Annotated in this window: 19 protein-coding genes and 1 pseudogene; 4 read left to right on the plus strand and 16 right to left on the minus strand. The window is 55.7% G+C overall.

The window, feature by feature from the left end:
• Positions 1–304 precede the first annotated feature (304 nt).
• The 8 genes from OK412_RS08455 to OK412_RS08490 form a co-directional block, all read right to left on the minus strand.
• Positions 305–889 carry a YceI family protein gene (locus tag OK412_RS08455; RefSeq protein WP_010245067.1) on the minus strand — a complete coding sequence of 195 codons (585 nt, stop codon included), beginning with the start codon at positions 887–889 and terminating at the stop codon, positions 305–307.
• A gap of 114 nt (positions 890–1,003) precedes the next feature.
• The gene (pqqF, locus tag OK412_RS08460) at positions 1,004–3,280 is read right to left on the minus strand and encodes a pyrroloquinoline quinone biosynthesis protein PqqF (protein WP_264353036.1); all 2,277 of its coding nucleotides are present in this window, start codon (positions 3,278–3,280) and stop codon (positions 1,004–1,006) included.
• Positions 3,280–4,446 (minus strand): pyrroloquinoline quinone biosynthesis protein PqqE, encoded by a 1,167-nt coding sequence (pqqE, locus tag OK412_RS08465; RefSeq protein WP_413629120.1) that lies wholly within the window; start codon positions 4,444–4,446, stop codon positions 3,280–3,282. Before pqqE ends, pqqF begins: the two co-directional genes overlap by 1 nt.
• Complete coding sequence (gene pqqD, locus OK412_RS08470) at positions 4,409–4,687, minus strand: pyrroloquinoline quinone biosynthesis peptide chaperone PqqD (RefSeq protein WP_010245072.1); 279 nt, start codon at positions 4,685–4,687, stop codon at positions 4,409–4,411. Before pqqD ends, pqqE begins: the two co-directional genes overlap by 38 nt.
• A 3-nt stretch (positions 4,688–4,690) precedes the next feature.
• Positions 4,691–5,446: a pyrroloquinoline-quinone synthase PqqC gene (gene pqqC, locus OK412_RS08475; protein ID WP_010245074.1), complete on the minus strand. Its 756-nt coding sequence runs from the start codon at positions 5,444–5,446 to the stop codon at positions 4,691–4,693.
• 3 nt (positions 5,447–5,449) lie between these two features.
• Complete coding sequence (gene pqqB / locus OK412_RS08480; RefSeq protein WP_052271963.1) at positions 5,450–6,367, minus strand: pyrroloquinoline quinone biosynthesis protein PqqB; 918 nt, start codon at positions 6,365–6,367, stop codon at positions 5,450–5,452.
• 54 nt (positions 6,368–6,421) lie between these two features.
• Complete coding sequence (pqqA, locus tag OK412_RS08485) at positions 6,422–6,493, minus strand: pyrroloquinoline quinone precursor peptide PqqA (protein ID WP_010245082.1); 72 nt, start codon at positions 6,491–6,493, stop codon at positions 6,422–6,424.
• 143 nt (positions 6,494–6,636) lie between these two features.
• Positions 6,637–7,653: a dipeptidase gene (locus OK412_RS08490; protein ID WP_264353038.1), complete on the minus strand. Its 1,017-nt coding sequence runs from the start codon at positions 7,651–7,653 to the stop codon at positions 6,637–6,639.
• A gap of 86 nt (positions 7,654–7,739) precedes the next feature.
• Between OK412_RS08490 and OK412_RS08495 the strand changes: the two genes are divergently transcribed.
• Both OK412_RS08495 and leuA read left to right on the plus strand, forming a co-directional pair.
• Positions 7,740–7,931, plus strand: a complete 192-nt coding sequence (locus OK412_RS08495) for a hypothetical protein (RefSeq protein WP_264353039.1) — start codon at positions 7,740–7,742, stop codon at positions 7,929–7,931.
• Positions 7,912–9,627: a 2-isopropylmalate synthase gene (gene leuA, locus OK412_RS08500; protein ID WP_167432951.1), complete on the plus strand. Its 1,716-nt coding sequence runs from the start codon at positions 7,912–7,914 to the stop codon at positions 9,625–9,627. The genes OK412_RS08495 and leuA overlap by 20 nt, the downstream gene beginning before the upstream one ends.
• Here leuA and OK412_RS08505 read toward each other — a convergent pair.
• A complete protein-coding gene (locus OK412_RS08505) occupies positions 9,548–10,327 on the minus strand; it encodes an AraC family transcriptional regulator (RefSeq protein WP_010245094.1) in 780 nt (259 codons plus the stop codon). The two genes, leuA and OK412_RS08505, sit on opposite strands and share 80 nt — an antisense overlap.
• On the minus strand, positions 10,324–11,214 hold the full coding sequence (locus tag OK412_RS08510) for an NAD(P)-dependent oxidoreductase (RefSeq protein WP_071785072.1): 891 nt from the start codon (positions 11,212–11,214) through the stop codon (positions 10,324–10,326). The genes OK412_RS08505 and OK412_RS08510 overlap by 4 nt, the downstream gene beginning before the upstream one ends.
• 165 nt (positions 11,215–11,379) lie before the next feature.
• Here OK412_RS08510 and OK412_RS08515 point away from each other — a divergent pair.
• Positions 11,380–11,649: pseudogene (locus OK412_RS08515) on the plus strand (TonB-denpendent receptor); the annotation flags it as partial.
• Between the two features lie 152 nt (positions 11,650–11,801).
• Positions 11,802–11,873, plus strand: coding sequence for a pyrroloquinoline quinone precursor peptide PqqA (pqqA, locus tag OK412_RS08520; RefSeq protein ID WP_010245103.1), 72 nt, complete (start codon positions 11,802–11,804; stop codon positions 11,871–11,873).
• 30 nt (positions 11,874–11,903) lie between these two features.
• On the opposite strand, the gene OK412_RS08525 is transcribed toward pqqA (OK412_RS08520), so the two are convergent.
• The 6 genes from OK412_RS08525 to OK412_RS08550 all read right to left on the minus strand — a co-directional run bounded on the left by OK412_RS08525 (position 11,904) and on the right by OK412_RS08550 (position 18,450).
• Positions 11,904–12,227, minus strand: a complete 324-nt coding sequence (locus OK412_RS08525) for a phage repressor protein (RefSeq protein ID WP_264353040.1) — start codon at positions 12,225–12,227, stop codon at positions 11,904–11,906.
• Positions 12,228–12,229: 2 nt separating this feature from the next.
• On the minus strand, positions 12,230–12,469 hold the full coding sequence (locus tag OK412_RS08530; protein ID WP_264353041.1) for a DNA polymerase V: 240 nt from the start codon (positions 12,467–12,469) through the stop codon (positions 12,230–12,232).
• 211 nt (positions 12,470–12,680) lie between these two features.
• On the minus strand, positions 12,681–13,853 hold the full coding sequence (locus tag OK412_RS08535; RefSeq protein WP_264353042.1) for a tail fiber domain-containing protein: 1,173 nt from the start codon (positions 13,851–13,853) through the stop codon (positions 12,681–12,683).
• Between the two features lie 62 nt (positions 13,854–13,915).
• A complete protein-coding gene (locus OK412_RS08540) occupies positions 13,916–14,200 on the minus strand; it encodes a TonB family protein (RefSeq protein WP_264353043.1) in 285 nt (94 codons plus the stop codon).
• A gap of 81 nt (positions 14,201–14,281) precedes the next feature.
• The gene (locus tag OK412_RS08545; RefSeq protein ID WP_264353044.1) at positions 14,282–14,932 is read right to left on the minus strand and encodes a hypothetical protein; all 651 of its coding nucleotides are present in this window, start codon (positions 14,930–14,932) and stop codon (positions 14,282–14,284) included.
• Between the two features lie 311 nt (positions 14,933–15,243).
• Positions 15,244–18,450 (minus strand): host specificity protein J, encoded by a 3,207-nt coding sequence (locus tag OK412_RS08550; protein ID WP_264353045.1) that lies wholly within the window; start codon positions 18,448–18,450, stop codon positions 15,244–15,246.
• Positions 18,451–18,507: the final 57 nt, after the last annotated feature.

Genomic DNA, 18,507 nt, shown 5'->3' on the forward strand with positions numbered 1-18,507 from the left:
ATTCGCGGGAAGGCCGATTAGAGTGAAACGATATAAATCAATGAGTTATTTCAGAAGACATCTGAATTTTATTTCGCCACACAGCGGCACAGAGTGGCTTATTCCGTGCTGTTGCAAATTTGTGACTTTCGCCTCATTTTTCCCGGTTCCGGGCCAGATAAAGCGTTCAGAAAATAGTTGATGAGGAGATATCCGGATTATTTTATGGCAGATAAACAGGCGGGCAGAATAGATTTCAGAGGGGAAGAAGGCGCAGAAAAAACGAATAAGGGGCGTAGCAGCAAGCCGCTACGTCCCAAAAAGCTTACTTGGCGTAGGCTTCAGTAGACAAAGTCAGAGTGACCTCGTCGCTTACCGCTGGGACATATTTGTCCAGCTTGAAGTCAGAACGCTTGATGGTGCCGGTGGCATCAAAACCAATCGCCTGCTTTTTCACCATCGGATGCTCGCCCTGCTTGTTCAGCGTCGCGTGCAGCGTAACTGGCTTGGTGATGCCTTTCAGGGTCAGGTTGCCTTCAACATCAAATTTGTTGTCGCCCTTCGCCACCACTTTGGTGCTGTGGAAGGTCGCAGTCGGATATTTAGCGGTGTCGAAGTACTCAGCGCCTTTGAATTCTTTGGTCAGCGCAGCCACGTGGCTGTCGATTTTGCTGACTGGCAGGGTCACGTCAACGCGTGATGCCTCTGGATGATCTTTATCAAACACCAGGTTACCGGTTGCATCAGGGATATCAGCGGTAGGGTTTGAGAAGCCGAAGTGGTTCCAGGCAACAATCACCGACGTATGCTCAGGATTCAGCTGGTAGTGCATCGCCTCAGCCTGAGACAACGGGGCGTAGAGGGTGGCAGCGGCTAACAGGGGCAGTGCAATACGTTTGAAGTTTTTCACGGTCAATTCCTTATGCGGACAAAGTGAATTGAGTGTGGTCCAGTTCGCCCGGAATAGACAGTGAAGAGATTTGTCGGTAATTTTCAAATAAATTCAGCAACTTTATACCGGGCGCTACACATTTTCACCGCCGGTGAACAGCACCCGCCAGCGGCGGCGATCCTGAATCAGCGTGCGGTGAAGCTGTTGCAGATCCGCAAGTGTCAGCGCCTCAATCTGCGCCGCATCCGGTTCTGCCAGGCCATTGTCAGCGCGTAAGCACGCCAGTGGCTGCTCCACTTCCCGGCTCAGAAGACGCGCTTTCAGTGCCGCCAGATCGTAACCCGCCAGCGTCTCGTTCAGTGACCGCAGGAAGTTGCGGCAGTAGCGCAGCAGTGACAGCGCGCTGTAATCGGGCGACTGCAGCGCAAACAGTACCCCATCTTCATCGGCACAGCGCATATAGCGGCTGCTGACCACATAACCGATAGGCTGCTCAACGCGATAGCGCTGGAAAAAGCGCGGCTCGTAGATCAGCGCCAGCGCGCGTAGCGCCGCCAGCTGTTCAGGTCGATGCAGCGGGATAAACAGCAGCAGAGCATTGTCCGCGCTGCTGTGTGGCAGGCGCGTCATACCGGTTTGTGTCGTCATGCGCTTTGGCGGCGTGTCAGGATTAACCGGTAGCGACAGTGCGCTCAGCCGCCGGGCAATCAGTGAATGCAGTGCCGCGTTGCCGCCTTTCAGCGCCGCCCGCCAGCAATGTGGCGTAATGGTGGCGGCCAGCTGCCAGGGCAACTGCCGCAACAGTGCACGAATCGCGATGCTTTCACCCGAAGAAGGCTGCGCCGCCTCAACCGGCAGCGTCAGTGCGGCGACAATCTGGCTCAGCGCCCGGTCAGCCACCGCCTCATCCGGCGTCAGTTGTAGTGTCAGTTGCCACACGCCCTCCACTTCCTGCCAGCTGCCGTTGCCGCCCTGATGACGCAACGCGGCAAACAGCGGACGTAACCGCCGCCCCAGCGCTTCGCCTGCCGCTTCGGTGAACGTTGACCAGAACTCTGGTCGCAGGATCAGCGTCGCCTGCAGGTCGTCAGGCTGATGATGCGGCAATGCCACCGTCTGTGCGGGCAGCGGCTCAGACGTTAAGGCGGTCTCGAACGGATAGAATGTGAAATTCGCCGGAGGTAGCGCCTCAGACGGGGCTGGTTGCCAGGCGGTCAGCGCAAGGCTGAATCCCTGCGTCTGAAGGGTTTCCTCAGCCGGGTGCGACGTGCAGAACAGCAGCGTGCCCGGCGCGTCGGTGAGACGCGCCAGCAGCGGCTGTAACGCAGGCACGGCTTCATCTGGCGCAAAGCCGATTGCGCGCTGGCGTAACTGCTCCATCGGTGACAGTGTCACAAATCGCTGCTGCGCCAGATGGTGATAGTGTTGATGTTGTGGCTCATTCGTCTGGCGCAGTGCCTCCAGATAACGGTCGATCAAGACATTAACGGTTTCGGGTTGATGCGTTTCAACGCCCAGCGCCAGCCAGAGCGCGCCTCCCGCCTGATAGATCCACTTCAGCTCCAGCGACTCCGCCAGCCCCTGCTCACGAAGGGTAGCCAGCAGCGATCCGGGTGCTTCATCCAGCAGAAATTCACGCCATAACGTGACACCGTCACTGTTATCCAGTATCCAGCTGCGCCATAGCGCCCCAGGTGCGGTCTCTGCCAGCTGCCAGCAGGTATTGCTGGTCAGTTGCGGCGGTGGCAGATCCTGTCGCCACTGACCGGAGGGCAGCGCGGCAGCAACGTTACGCGCCAGCTGTTCCAGCTCATCCAGTGAGTGTGGCCCCTGCAGCCAGAGCCGCATATTGCTGGCGAAGTAGTAGCGCTGGTGGAACTGGCGCAACGCCCGCTGCAGTGCAGAGAGCTCATCGCCAAAACTCGCCCGGCTGCCAATATGGAACCGGTGGAATTCCGCAGGTGACGCGGCGGCGTGCAGCAGTGCGGCTTCAATGCGTGACGGCTGATGACGCTGCAATAGCTGATATTCCGCATCAATCACCGCCACTTCCTGGCCGATCGCCTGATTATCAAGTAGCGGATGGCAGACCATATCCTGCAGTCGCGCCAGCCCGTCAGCCAGCAGCGACGGCGTGACCTCAAAAAAGAACGCGCTGCGCCGGGCCAGCGTGGTGGCGTTAACCCTGCCACCCTGCGTCTGAATCCAGCTCATCAACCGGCCCTCATCAGGCCAGCCGGTGCTGCCGGTGAACAGCAGATGTTCCAGCAGATGCGCCAGTCCGGGCCAGCGATCGGGTTCGTCGTGACTCCCCGCGCCCACCTGAATCAGGGCGGCGGCCTGGCTGGCATCGGGCTGATGCACCAGTTCAACCGTCAGACCGTTTATCTCCAGGCAACGCGTTTTCATCAGAGGTTCCGTGTTTTATAGATCAGTTGTGAGTTGCTGCGGTTACGGAACTGCAGCTGACCAATTTTAATGTCGCTGCAATCCGCCTCACGCCGGGCGTCAAGGATTTTGCCGTAATGCGGTGATTTGCTGCAGACCGGATCGGTGTTGTCGGCATTGCCGGTCAGCATGTAAGCCTGACAGCGACAGCCGCCAAAATCTTTCTCTTTCTCATCACAGGAGCGGCATGGCTCTGGCATCCAGTCAAAACCGCGATAACGGTTGAAGCCGAATGAGTTATACCAGATATCGTCCAGACTTTGCGTCAGCACTGAGGGAAATTCTATCGGGAGCTGACGCGCACTGTGGCACGGCAGCGCGGTGCCCTCTGGCGTAACGCTGAGGAAGATGGCACCCCAGCCACCCATGCAGGGCTTAGGGCGCTCTTCGTAGTAGTCTGGCGTCACAAACAGCAGGTTGGTCAGATTGCCGGTGGTGCTCATCCGCTCGCGGTAGGTTTTCACCACCGCCTCTGCGCGGGCTATCTGCTCGCGGGTGGGCAGCAGGCCTTCACGGTTAAGCTGCGCCCAGCCGTAGAACTGACAGGTCGCCAGTTCCACGTCATCCGCTTCCAGCTCAATGCAGAGATCGATGATCCTGTCGATCTGGTCGATGTTATGGCGATGCAGTACAAAGTTCAGCACCATCGGATAGCCGTGGGCTTTCACCGCTTTCGCCATCTCCAGCTTCTGCTGAAACGCTTTTTTCGAACCGGCCAGCGCCGCATTCAGGGTTTCGTCACTCGCCTGGAAGCTGATCTGGATATGATCCAGCCCCGCCTCGCTGAACGCATCCAGCTTCTTCTCCGTCAGGCCGATGCCCGAGGTGATCAGGTTGGTGTAGAAGCCGAGGTCGCGCGCCGCTTTGATCAGCTCCGGCAGATCTTTACGAACCAGCGGCTCGCCGCCCGAGAATCCGAGCTGCACGCTGCCCATCGCCCGCGCCTGACGAAACACCTCAATCCACTGCTCGGTGGTCAGCTCCTTCTCCTGCTGGGCGAAATCCAGCGGGTTGGAGCAGTAGGGACACTGCAGCGGACAGCGATAGGTCAGCTCGGCCAGCAGCCAGAGCGGCGGATTCACGTCAGGTTTATGCGGGGTCACGGAACTGTATCCACTTCTGTTCATAGGCTGATTGCAGGAACTCTAAAACGTCTGCACCCACGCCGCCCGCTTCCGGAAAACGGCTATCCAGCGTTGCGATAATCGCGGCGATATCCTGCTTGCCATCCACCAGTTCAAGGATGGCGGCGGCGGTTTCGTTCAGCTTCGCCATGCCTTCGGGATAGAGCACCACATGGGTATCCTGGGCGGCTTCCCACTGCATGCGGTAGCCGCGACGAAACGCGGCAATCGAGTTTTCATTCATCTGTTATACCAGTCGGGTGGTGTGCCACGCCGCTTTATCAGTCACGGTGTGATAAGGCGGACGTTTCAGCTCGTATGCCATGGTCATGGCGTCCAGCATGCTCCATAAAATATCGAGCTTAAACTGCAAAATTTCCAGCATGCGGTTCTGCGTCTCAGCGGTGGTGAAATATTCCAGCGCCAGCGCCAGGCCATGTTCCACATCGCGGTTCGCCTGACCCAGGCGACTGCGGAAGTAGAAATAGCCCTCTTCTTTGATCCACGGATAGTGCTGCGGCCAGCTGTCGAGCCGTGACTGGTGGATCTGCGGGGCGAACAGCTCGGTGAGTGAGCTGCAGGCCGCCTCCTGCCAGTTGGCACGGCGGGCAAAGTTAATATACGCATCCACCGCGAAGCGCACGCCCGGCAGCACATGCTGCTCTGAAAGTAGTTCTTCGCGCGTCAGCCCGACCGCCTCGCCCAGCCGCAGCCAGGCCTCAATGCCGCCCTCTTCGCCGTTGCTGCCGTCGTGGTCGAGGATGCGCTGCACCCATTTACGGCGGGTAGCCGGATCGGGGCAGTTGGCCATGATCGCCGCATCTTTCAGGGGAATGGTGGTCTGGTAATAGAAACGATTCGCCACCCAGCCCTGAATCTGCTCGCGCGTGGCCTGACCGTTATGCATCGCGATGTGATACGGGTGATGGATATGGTAGTAAGCGCCTTTGTCGCGCAGGGCCTGTTCAAAAGCCTGCGGCGACAGCGTGTCAGTGATCTGCATGTTTTAGCCCTGAAGGTGGATCGCCATTCCGTCCCAGCTCACCTCTATTCCCTGCTCCGTCAGAAACTGACGCTGCGGTGACTGCTCGTTAAGGATCGGATTGGTGTTGTTAATGTGGATCAGAATTTTGCGTTTTGCCGGCAGCGACGCCAGCAGTGCCATCAGCCCCTGCTCTTCCGCCAGCGCCAGATGGCCCATCGCCTTGCCGGTGTTATGACCCACGCCAGTAGTCAGCAGCTCATCATCCTGCCAGACGGTACCATCAATCAGCAGGCAATCCGCTTTTTGCAGCCACGGCAGGATCACCGCATCCGGCTCGCCCAGGCCTGGCGCGTAAAGCAGCGTCTGACCATTCGCGCGGTTTTCAATAAACAGCGCCACGTTATGGCCCGGCAGCGGCCGGTCGCGATACGGCGAGTAAGGCGGTGCATTACTGATAATCGGAATCGCGGTGAACTGTAGATCACCACAAACATCGACGCTGAACGGCGTCAGTGGCGCAATGGGACGGTGCTGTAAGCCGCCATTCCAGTGGGTGAGCATAGGAAATATCGGGAAGCCGGTGCTGAGGTCACCATGCACTTCCGCCGTACACCACACCTGATGCGGACAGCCCTCACGCAGGCTCAGCAGCCCGGTGGTGTGATCGATCTGGCTGTCGGTAAGGATAATCGCGCCGATCGCCGTGCCGCGTAACACCCCTTTGCGGGTCAGTTCGGGCGTGTGCAGGATCTGCTGGCTGATGTCGGGTGAAGCGTTGCATAACACCCAATCTTCGCCGTTATCGCTGAGGATAATCGACGATTGCGTGCGTGCCTGGGCCTGGATCGTGCCGTTACGCACGCCGTGGCAGTTGGCGCAGTTACAGTTCCACTGCGGAAACCCGCCGCCCGCGGCTGAACCGAGGATTTTGATAAACATAGAGGAAAACCAGAAGTTGAAAAAAAATGCCCGCTCAGAGGGCGGGCAGAACGATTAACGGTTGGAGATGTAGAGAGTCACTTCCAGACCGAGACGCATATCAACGAAAGTTGGTTTTTTCCACATGAGTTACTTCCTCTTGGTTAACAGTAAATGAGCTGCCTGAAATCAGTGTGACCGGCATTGAATGAGACCGCCGTCACAATTTCCAGGCAGATGTTGCGCCAATGGCGCGTCGGGATCAAGCCCGGAACATCAGGAAATTGTTATCACAGCCCGGTCAGATGCAAAACCCGCTGCCAGTTTCCCCATGCCAGTTTCTCTGTCAGTGTCTGATCATAGCCCGCTTCCTGAAAAGCGGCGAGCAATCGCGGCAATCCGCTGACATCGCCCAGCGCAGCCGGTGGGGTAATCCCGTCGAAATCAGAGCCAAAGGCTACATGGTCGCTGCCCATTATCTTCAACATGTGATCACAATGCTTAACAATTTCTGTTAATGGCGTGTCAGCGTCGCGTTTACCGTCGGCGCGCAGAAAAGCGTTGCCGAAATTAATGCCGACCAGACCGCCGCTGTCGCGGATTGCCACCAGCTGGTCATCCGTCAGATTACGCGGCTGCGGACAGAGAGCATGCGCGTTGGAGTGGCTGGCGACCAGCGGCGCGCTGGAGAGCCGGGCGGTGTCCCAAAAGGCTTTTGCATTCATATGCGACACGTCAATCATCATCTTCAGGTCACTCGCCTGCTGAATCAGCCTCTCTCCGGCGCGGGTCAGGCCTGGCCCGGTGTCGGGCGAGCCAGGAAAGGTGCCGCTGACGCCTTCACCAAAGCGGCTGGCCAGATTCCAGAATGGCCCGATGCTGCGCACCCCCGCCTGCCAGAAGGCGTGCAGCTGCTCGCCCTCCTCATCCAGCGCATCAGCACCTTCGATGTGTGCCACCATCGCCAGTACGCCTGCGGCGCGGCAGGCGGCAATTTCGTCATGGCTGCGGCAGAGTCGCGCCCGTCCGCCTGACGCATCGGCCAGCTGCTGCAGAAGCTCAAGCTGTTGCCACATGATCTGAAGCGGTTGAAACGGCTCGTCGGCACGTGCCGGAACGGTGCGGGCAATGTACTCCTGCGGAGGCACAAAGATTGCAAAAAGCCCGCCGCCGAGCCCGCCCTGCTGAATGCGCGGAAAATCGAGGTGGCCCCGTTCAATCCCCTGATAAAACGCCTGCGCGGGCGCATCACGATGATGCAGCCAGAGATTAAGCAACAGATCGTTGTGACCGTCAAAAATCAGCATAAGAGTCCACCCAAATAAACAGGCGACCATGCTAACCCTGCCCGGCGGATTCACCAAACCAGAGCGCACGCAGGGCAACGCAGGTCATGCAGGTCATGCAGGTCATGCAGGTCATGCAGGTCATGCAGGTCATGCAGGTCATGCAGGTCATGCAGGTCATGCAGGGTATTGTCACTTTTGCGCGTAAGGTTGTCAGCCTTGCGCGCGCGGACCCGGAGGCGTGTCGGCAGACTGGTAAAAAAACCACAGGAGACTCTTATGCTGACCCGACCCGCTGATAAATATCGTCCCTCCCCGCTGATCACCCTGCCCGATCGCCAGTGGCCCTCACGCCAGCTGACCCAGGCGCCGCGCTGGCTCTCCACCGATTTGCGTGACGGCAATCAGGCGCTGGCAGAACCGATGGATCGGGAACGCAAAATGGCCTTCTGGGATCTGCTGCTGCGCTGCGGGTTCCGGGAGATCGAGGTCGCCTTTCCCTCGGCGTCGCAGACGGATTTCGATTTCGTCCGCGACCTGATTGAGCAACAGCGTATCCCGGAGGATGTAACGTTACAGGTGCTGACTCAGGCGAGGGAGGACCTGATTGCCCGCACGTTTGTGGCGCTGCAGGGTGTGCCGCGCGCCATCGTACATCTCTATAACGCCACCGCGCCGCTGTTTCGCGAGCGGGTATTTAAGCAGAGCAAAGCGGAAATCGTGGCGCTGGCCACCGCTGGTGCACGGCAGATCCGCGCCGAATGCGAGGCACAGCCGGAAACCCACTGGACCTTTGAATATTCGCCAGAGACCTTCTGCTTTACCGAGCCGGAGTTTGTGCTGGAGATCTGCGAGGCGGTGGCCGATGTCTGGCAACCGGACGCGCAGCGCCCGATGATCATTAACCTTCCTGCCACGGTAGAGGTGAATACCCCCAACGTTTATGCCGATCAGATTGAGTTTTTCTGCCGTCACTTCAGCCGCCGTGATGCCGTCTGCATCAGCGTGCATCCGCACAACGATCGCGGCACCGGCGTCGCCTGCGCAGAACTGGCGCTGCTGGCGGGCGCTGACCGGGTCGAGGGCTGTCTGTTTGGTAACGGTGAACGCACCGGCAATGTGGACCTGGTGACGCTGGCGCTGAATCTCTATACCCAGGGCGTTTCGCCCCAGCTCGATTTCAGCCAGATGCATGAGGTGATTGAAGTGGTAACCCGCTGCAACCAGCTGCCGGTTCATCCGCGCCATCCCTATGCGGGCGAGCTGGTCTTCACCGCCTTCTCCGGTTCTCATCAGGATGCGATTAAAAAAGGGTTCGCCATCCGCGCTCAGCAGCAGGAGACAGAGTGGCAGATGCCTTACCTGCCACTGGACCCGGCTGACATTGGCTGTAGCTATGAGGCGGTGATCCGCGTTAACAGCCAGTCGGGAAAAAGCGGGGCCGCCTGGCTGCTGGAGCAGAATCACGGGTTACAAATGCCGCGAGCGCTGCAGCAGGATTTCAGCCGCTGTGTTCAGCAGGAGACTGACCGGCACGGCGGAGAGATGACGCACTACGCGCTGTGGCAGCTCTTCTGCCGCCAGTATGGCGTAACGCAGCCCGCGGTGGCATTACAGCGGGCTGACAGCCAGAGCGACAGCGGCGGGCAGACGCAGATTAGCGCCAGCGTGGTGTATCAGACGCAATCGCTGATGCTGACCGGCAGCGGCAACGGCTGGCTGTCGGCGGCGGTCAATGCCCTGCGCAGCGCGTTTGATCTGCATCTGACCATTGAGGACTATCACGAGCATACGCTGGGACGACGCAGTGACAGCCGCTCGGTGGCCTATATCAGCTGCGTGGATGCCCGTGGCGCGCGAGCCTGGGGAGTGAGTATCGACAATGACACCGCCCGCGCCGCCCTGCAGGCGCTGCTCAGCGCGGCAGGCCAGTTTCTGCAGGCGGAAAGTAGTCAGTCGGAGAGACGCCCAGCAGACGACGAAACATCGCACTAAACGCGCTGGGGCTTTCATAGCCCAGTTCCAGCGCCACCCGCAGCACGGAGTCGCCCTGAGCCAGTCGCGTCAGGGCGATAGCCAGTCGGGCGCGCCGCACCCAGTCGCTGAACTGCAGGCCGGTTTCGCGCATAAAATGGCGGGCCAGAGTGCGGCCCGAGACATTCAGGTGGGCACTGGCCCGCAGCAGCGTCCAGCTCTCACCGGGCGTCTGCTGAATCAGCTCGCACAGCGCCTGTAAACGGGGACTGTCGGGCGTTGGCAGCGCAAAGGGCAGCACATCCATGCCCCGAATCTCATCCAGAATCAACTCCATCACCCGCTCGGCCCGACTGCCTGCGGCGTAACGCTCTGGCAGGCTCAGCGCCGTGACAATCAGTTCGCGCAGCAGCGGTGAGATTTGCACCACCTGACAACTGGCGGGCAGATCGGCGCGCGCCAGCGGATCGATAAACAGCGTGCGCGCCGCCACACTGCCGGTAATCTGCAGCGCATGACGGGTAAATGCGGGCAGCCAGACGCCGCGACTCGGCGGCACAATCCAGCTGCCATACTCCGTCTCTACCCGTACCACGCCGCTCAGGGTGTGGATCAGCTGGGCACAGGCGTGCTGGTGCCAGGGTTCGCTGGCACCGTGCAGATAATCGTGTGCCAGCGGCACCAGCGGACGCGTGCTGAAGTCAAAATGCTGCTGACTCATTGCGCCTTCAGGTAGCGGTAGATCACCGCCAGATCCTCTTCACCGTGTCCGGCCTCCACCGCCTGCTGCCAGAGCTGGGCGATATTCTCCAGCGCCGGCAGTGGCGTCTCTGCGGCATCCAGCGCCAGGCGGGCATCTTTCAGCGCCCAGACCAGATGCATCTGCGGCGTGAAGTCGTCGCTGGCGATCATCCCGAGCTTCATTTTCGCATACGGTGCGGCCAGCGGACCGCCCTCCAGCACCTGCCAGAGATCGTCGGTGGAAAAGCCGAACTGCTCTGCCAGCCGGGTACTCTCCGCCAGGCTTTGCATCATGCCAATCAGCCAGCTGTTGATCACCAGCTTCATCCGGGTGCTTTTTCCCGCCTCACCCAGCCACTGGGTGCCTTTACTGATGGCAGCAAACACCGCTTCTGCGGCCTGCGCCCGGCTCTGATCGCCGCTGGCCAGCACCAGAATCTGCGCATTCTCTGCTGGCGCTTTGGTGCCGGAGACCGGCGCATCGATCAGTAACAAATCGGGGCGTTTTTCTGCGAAAAAGGCGATCAGCGCGTCGGTTTTTTCTACGCCGATGGTGCCCATCTGGCAGAGCGTCGCGCCCTGCTTAAACGCCTCTTTGACCTGATGCAGCACCTGCTCAGTGGTGTCGCCATCAGACAGCATGGCGATCACGACATCTGCTTCACGCACCGCCTCAGCTGGCGAGTCAGCCAGCTGCAAACCCGCATCCAGCAGATCTTCGCCGCGCGCGCGGGTGCGGTTCCAGCCATGAACGTGAAAGCCTTTTTTCAGCAGGTTTGCGGCAAATGCGTGCCCCATTGCGCCTAATCCCAGAACCGCCACTTCAGGTTGTTTCATGCTGACTCCCGTGAGTTTTTTTGTCTGCATCCGGGTGAATCGGACGCCATATCACTGCAAAAGATGGATTCCAGCCTGGCGGTAAACAGAGAAAAAATCCAGCCCGAAACGATGTACCCCAGCGCATCAAACCCTTACCATATGCGGAAATTGTTCCACCTGGTTCATATCCTCTCTTTTTTCAGGCCACATATAATGAAAATAATCTCTCTGCGCCAGGCGACGCTGTTGATGTTGCCTGCCATTTTGCCACTGCCGCTGCTGGCGGCGGATAATGACAATACCCTGGTCGTCACGGCTGCACCGCCGGAAACGGGCCTTAACGAACTCGATACGCCTGCGGCCCTGAGCGTGGTCAGTGGCGACGATATGCGCCAGGCAGCACCGCGCGTTAACCTGTCGGAAAACCTCAGCAGCGTGCCGGGTCTGCAGATCCAGAACAGGCAAAGCTATGTACTTCACCTTTAGAAATTATGGCTAATTCTATGTTATCTTTGTGTTTATTAGGATATCGCAGAATGAGTCATGAAAAATAATGTACTCATTTATGTACTCAATTTATCTTTGATTTTTGAAGTATAATTGGGGGGGTGTTTTACTTTTAGGAGGAAATTGCTATGTGGAAGAAGCCAGCATTTATTGATATGCGCTTAGGTCTGGAAGTGACTTTGTACATTTCTAACCGTTAATGAAGATGCCCGCAAATGTGCGGGCATTTTTTAAATGGTCGGCCTACAGGACTCATATACAGCAAAGATCTCGGCCGTTACCTTCCCCAACACGATAATCCCTTCCAGCCCCTCACCATCGATCGTCTCGCCGTCCTGTGTGATAATCCCTGTTCTGAACAATCTTCCCAGTTGCGAATTGTCTCCGAGCTGGAACGCTACTTTATCGCCTGTCTGCCCCCGGACTGCTCTGTCCACAATAGCGAAGCCGGCCGGCGTCTCAATCATCAGCATGTGGGCCGGGTGAGGCATCAGCAGTTTGTTTAGGTCTATGCGACCCTCAACGTAGTCCTGTGCCGGTGATGGAAACCCCATTTTCAGATTCCCCCGTTCGGGTTGAACTGCTTGTAAGTTTTCGCTTCACCTTCCTGCGTGGAGGCGTCGCGGAACGTTACTGTGTTCGCTTTGATCCACTGGTTGGCCTCTCGCAGGCTGAAGTGCCAGTTAAGTAGCTCCAGTTGGCGTACGAATTCCCGGGTGGTTACGATAACGCCCTGCCCCGGCTCTCGCCTCATAGCGTTCATAAATGCATGTTTGATTTCATAGTCGCGCGGCATAATTAATCCTCCCCTGATAAATACTGTATGGATAAACAGTAATATTGATCGGTAGAATTGATCAAGGCGCGCGGGCACACAGATTTGTAAAGGGCTTGAGGCAAAAGGTTTTTTTGGTTGGCGATTGCTATGGTAAGTGACTAATCTCAAATCATACCCGCAGCCTGCACAGATCGGCGCGATTTAAAACTTCCCCGTCGCCGGGGTTTTTTTATGCATCCAGGCCATCAATAGCTTTCATACGCTTTTGCAGTTCACTGATTAAGTCATCGCGTTTCTGGATTGCTTTTTTCGCATCCACGAGCACATCCAGAATATCTGCCATAATGGCTCTGTCAGAAACGCCCATTATCGGCGACCCGGCTGGCGTATAAGCGTATTTATCATCTACTTTAGCCAGTTCCTGTGCGATAAATCCCCGATCCGCTCTGCCATCTGATTTCCAGTTAAAGTCTCGGGTTTTGATTTTGCTTAACCTGTCCCATGCTCCGGATTTATCGCTGTCCTGAATATTTTCTTTTAGTGCTCTGTCCGAGCTTACATATGCAAATGCACCTCTTTTAGAGTCACCACAGCCAGTGACGCCTGCATAAAAGGCATTAAAATCGCCACCGTTGAATGCTACCAGCCGCGCCTGAATATCCGAGCCATTATCGAAACAGTCCATCTCCCAGCGTTGAGAGGCATTGTTGTTGCATCGTGCAAAGAGATTTCGCGTTGTACCTGATCCAACAACCGCTCCGGCCGCTGTTTTATTAAATCCAAAATCGGCACCATAACCACAGAAAAAAGACCCAATGTTAATGGTCACGCTTCCGGAAATGAGTCCGCCAGATTTGCCATCTACGCTGGTTAACCGGGAGTCATTGCCTTGGGCTACGGTGCCCTCTTTAGTTCCATAAGCTACGCCTAGGGTTTTCCTAGCCTCAGCTTTATCAGAAAGGTCTGCCAGGTTCTGGCTTTTATCCATTTTCCCGGTGACGGAAGTAGCGACGGCGTTCCATGATGGTCCGCTATACTGGCTGCCATCCGGGAGAGTAACAGTAATATTTCCCGATGCACTGTATACCTGCTGCCAGTTAGCTTTGTCGAGATTAAGCCCACGAATTGCCTTAGCAACATCAGCTGCAACCTGAGCTGTTATGCCTACCAGCGCTGCATTAGGCACGGCTGTCCACGCCACACCTGTTGCTGTGGGCCCATTGTAAGCAGTGATCAGCGTTAGACCTGTAGCCGAATTTACTGACTGTACGCCAAGCGTATAAGTCACGCCGCCAACAATTGCTACCAGGAAATCGTTAACCTTCAACTCTGTTGAGAAATTGGTACCTGTACCAGTAATAGTTGTGGAATTATTTGTTAATGCGATAGTGCCCGCTGGCATATAGGTCTCCTGACAATAAAAAAAACCGGCGCAATGGCCGGGTTCTCATGACTTAGATTGCGTCACTTCGCTTTAAAAACGACCCTCAAGGCAACATCTTTTTGCGGGTCATTTTTAGGGTAATTCCATGTTGCTATTTGTCTTTTAACATCACGGTCAAAGAAATATTTAGGATTAACGCTTATGATCCTGATGTTTTCCGTTTTACCTTCACGGGATATGTCATAGACCACATTAATCTCACCACCGACCCGAAGGATTTCGGCCCTTTCAGGATAAGTAATTTTATTGTCTGCATGTACGACTATTGAAAAAACAATGAGCAAAGCCGTTAGAAATTTACGCATAATTGCCTCCATAATTGGAAGCATATCACCGCTATATTTAAGTAAAATCAAGTCAGAAAAATGATCGTGTAGATCAATATTTTAACTGAGATTTGAAAGTATTCCGTATGGGATACGCATTCCGTATGGCTTTAGCGTACTGGCCCATGACTGCTGATTCTTGTTCACCCATTGGCACTGCAAAGTCCCATTAATAAATCTGAAGAAAGGACCTGAAAAGCCAGTCACAGATCCATCATCAGAAATGTTTCCACCAGGAATAGAACTAATAAGAAACCAGGTATTGGTCCCTATGTATTGGGAGTAAACCGTGTTATCTAAGTCAAAGTTTGCTGGCACATCAAAGAATCCCAGTATGCGTGGTATTTTTGCTGCCATCACTGCAGACCAGACAAGCTGTCCCGCTGAGTTGAATACATCTCGGTAGCCGCTTTCTACAGGCATGTCGCTCCGTGTGCGCGCCATTGAACCAGCATTGGCAGTCATCCAGTCTGGGCCGGTGAAAAACATTTTCGCGTTATTATTTGGTTTAAACCATCGCAGACTATCATCAAGTGGAACGCTGGCGCTTACGTGTCCCATGTCAGTTGAGTTTCCCAATTGGCATGAGATATCGTAGTAACCGATATCTGTGATGCCTGCATAATTAACCGCGTCCTGATAATAGGTTCCCTTAAAATTAGAATCGATTACAAGGGCCCCCGCCGAGTTCCATACCTGATATCCACTCATATGAATGCGTACATGTCCAAAGTTAAGGTAACGGCAGCGGTATATGCTGAGAGTTTAAAGATTCGATAACCCCCATCGTATGCACGAGCAGCAAAGTTAGAGGGTGTGAAATAAACAGAACTTGAGGCAGAAACGACAACCACAAATGATCCTGATGTCGTCAGCCCCCCGAATGAGCCAGTCACTTGATTGGTATTCGCAGCCATAGTGACAGTCGTTCTGCCGAGATACCGAGTGTTATAGTCTCCAATATCGACGATCAGCTTTCCGGTTGCGTCCCAGCATTGAAGCCCCCCGGCCATATAACCTCCTTACCAAAGACCGTCTCTGATCCGTAATGTGCCATTTGCGTCATATACCTGCCGCAACGTGCCAGTATCGATTACTCTTCCCGAGCCGTTTGCTGCGTTCCGCTCAAAGGTCCCATCTTTACCTAGTCGCCAGCCAGCAGCATTTGGTACGTAGTTCGTTGACTGGATGTATGCAGCGATCATCGCGCTCGTAATTGTCGCATCACCAATAAAGGCAGAGTTGATAATGGTCTGGCCGTTCTGAATGGCAAAGAAGGTTTTCGGTGTAGCGCCTACCTGAGACATCACAGCAAATCGGTCCGCAAGGAAAAGAACTTGTGTTTGCATGCCTGCAGGTGTGTTTTCAACTCCAATTCCCATCCCGGCAGCGTACTGACGCCCGTTGCTATCCACGGCCACTTTGACAGAGTACTGCGCTGACAGCTTGCCGTTGGTATCGGCCAGCGCGGTAGATGTCTGCTGAACTGCGGCAGTATTCTGGTCAACGGTGGCCTGCACCTGTTCAAACTTCTGCGCATAAGCCTGATCGTTTGTCGCTATTGTTTGTTTGACCGTCAGGATATCAGCACGGTTTTTGCCCGACTCAGCCATCTGGTGATCAACGGTTGCGTCGAGGTTGAGCGCGTTCTGCAGCATGGCATCGATGTTGGTATCAACTTTGGCTATAAGCTGCTTACCGGCATCGGTTTTAAGAACCTGTTCGGTAATGTCGCCCAGTAACGCCGTTGCATCTACGCTGCTTGCGCCCTCAACATACGTCGTCCAGTCGCCTGTGTTACCGATACGATCCACCAGCCGGGCGCGGTACCAGCGGCGAACGCCAGCGGGCATAGGGCCGTGCTGATAGCTGACACCGGGATAAGGAACATAAGCAAGGAACTGGGGATTTTGCCCGTCCGGCGTTGTGGCCACCTGAATTTCAGTGTAAGAGGTGTCGCCTGAGCCATCAGGAAATGCCCACGTCACATCAATCGCCCATACCACATTATCAGTGGCACGGAGATTAACTGGTGTGCCTGGCTTGCCCGCCTTGCCCGTAAGCGAAGTTGAGTCAGCATAACCCCACGGAGACGAAACTTCTGCCGCATTAACGCCGCGCACCCGCACGTCATAAACGCCGGTATAAATACCTTGAATGCTGAAACCTTGTGCGCTGGTCTGACTGACGTTTACCCAGTCGCCCTTGTCTTTGCGCCACTGTGCCACATAGCTTATTGCCCCCTGAACCCTGTCCCATGTCACCTGCATTGAAGCAACAGAAAGCCCCTGTTCGACAAAGCTGACTTCGCTGATTTTGATGTTGGCCGGCGCTTTCAGGACGCTGATTGGCGTAACCGTAATTGGGGCTGGCTCAATGCGCACGCCATCGTCAATGTAGCGGTATTTATTCGGGTCGTGTTGCACGCCGGTAATGGTAAACGTACCGTCATCGTTCCCGGCCACGGAGGTCACACGGAAATACTGAATTGCCAGATTATTGCTGTCGATAGCCCATACCGCACCCGCCACCGGCGTGATACGGAATGAGGTGTTAACGCTGACCGTTTTCTTATCAGTACTGATACTGCCAATCGTCCGGGTCTGCGCGGTACCATCCGGCAGGTTCACCACCAGCCGATCACCGGCTGCGTAATCAACAGGACGGTCAAGAGTAACGCGCAGGCCGTTGACAGAACTGATGCGGCCGCCATTCTGCTTGCCCGACCTGAATGGGTCAGCCACACCGATGATTTCAGCGGGGATCGGAATATAACCATCCAGGCCGACGCCAAATGAAACGGTGCCATCTTTGGCATTGGAGAGAATAGCCCAGCGCCCGCGCCGATGCGCCTCGCTCTGTGACGTGCAGCCGATGGCCGTGAGGCTCATCTCTCGCACATCATATCGCTGCACCAGCTCAGAATCGTAAACACCCTCGACAGTGTCGGAGTAGTGATTAATTGGATCAGACCAGCTTACCTGGCACGATGAATACCGATTTTTATAGCTGCCCCCCGCATAGGTGAACAGACCATCAATGACGTTCGCGGCGTGGTAAACAAAATCAACGTCTACGTTGCCATCTGAATCAACCTGCGGCACGTCAGCATTCACAAAAATCTGGCTGTTGCCCCAGAACGTGATACCACGGAATATCGCCGCAATGTCTTTCAGGACCGTATAAGCATCCTGCTGGCTCTGGATGAAGACGTTACAGGTAAAGCGCGGCTCCGTGCCGCCAGCACCGTCAGGCACCATCTGATCGCAGTACTGTGCGATGCTGTAGAGTTCCCACTTGTCGATCATGGTGGCATCGACACGCGTCCCCATACCAAAGATTTTATCCAGCACCAGATCATAGAAAATCCATGCCGGGTTATCGGTATAAGCGTATTTGAAGTCACCCTGCCATGTTCCGGCATAAGTGCGTGAAACAGGGTCATAGGTTGTCGGAACGCGAACCAGCCTCCCTTTTGGCTTGCACGTTACTTTTGGTGCCTGACCGCTGAACTGACTGGCATCAACCTCGATATACAGTAGCGCGGTATTGGGGTAGCGCAGCTTGCTGTCGATGACCTCTGCGAACGAAAAGACTTTGAAGGCGTTAATCAGCTTTGAGGATGAGGAATCAGCGGTAATACGACGCACCCTAACTGACCAGCCGGAAGTGGCTTTAGGTAAGTCGATGCGATGATCGCGCTGATATTCAGACGTGGTTTTACCGTCAAACCTTCCGTCCACCACCGTGACCCATGAACCGCCGTCAGTTGAGAGATCAATGGCATACTGCGTCACGGTACCGACCATGTCGCCGTTGTCTTTGTACTGATACTGCACCGGCAGACTCAGCTTAATGCGAACGGCATCCAGCGTCAGATTGGTAAACTGGCGGGTCCAGGCGACGGCCTGCGTTACTGCTACACCAACAGAAAGCTCATTATCGACTTCAGGCATACCCTGAATATAGGTCTGGTCCTGCGTACCCTTACGCCAGTCCCACACTACACCTGTGAAGTTGTAGGTGCCGTCTTCGTTCGCCAGCTGGGTGTCATTCAGGTAAATCTGCTGCGCGGTTAAATCACCCTGAATCTCACCTTCTGAGATAGCCAGCAGCATTTTTAATTTTGCAATAGACAGCAGATCGTCTGGCTGTTCAACCGGAGTATGAGCGCTGCCACCGCCGCCACCTTTACTGCCCTGAATCACGGCACCTTCGAGAAGTCGCATATTTCACCCATAAAAAAAGCCACCCGAAGGTGGCCTGTAATAAATAGAATTCAAGAA

It is taken from the genome of Pantoea sp. JV6 (assembly GCF_025910055.1).
Classification (GTDB): Bacteria; Pseudomonadota; Gammaproteobacteria; order Enterobacterales; family Enterobacteriaceae; genus Pantoea; species Pantoea agglomerans.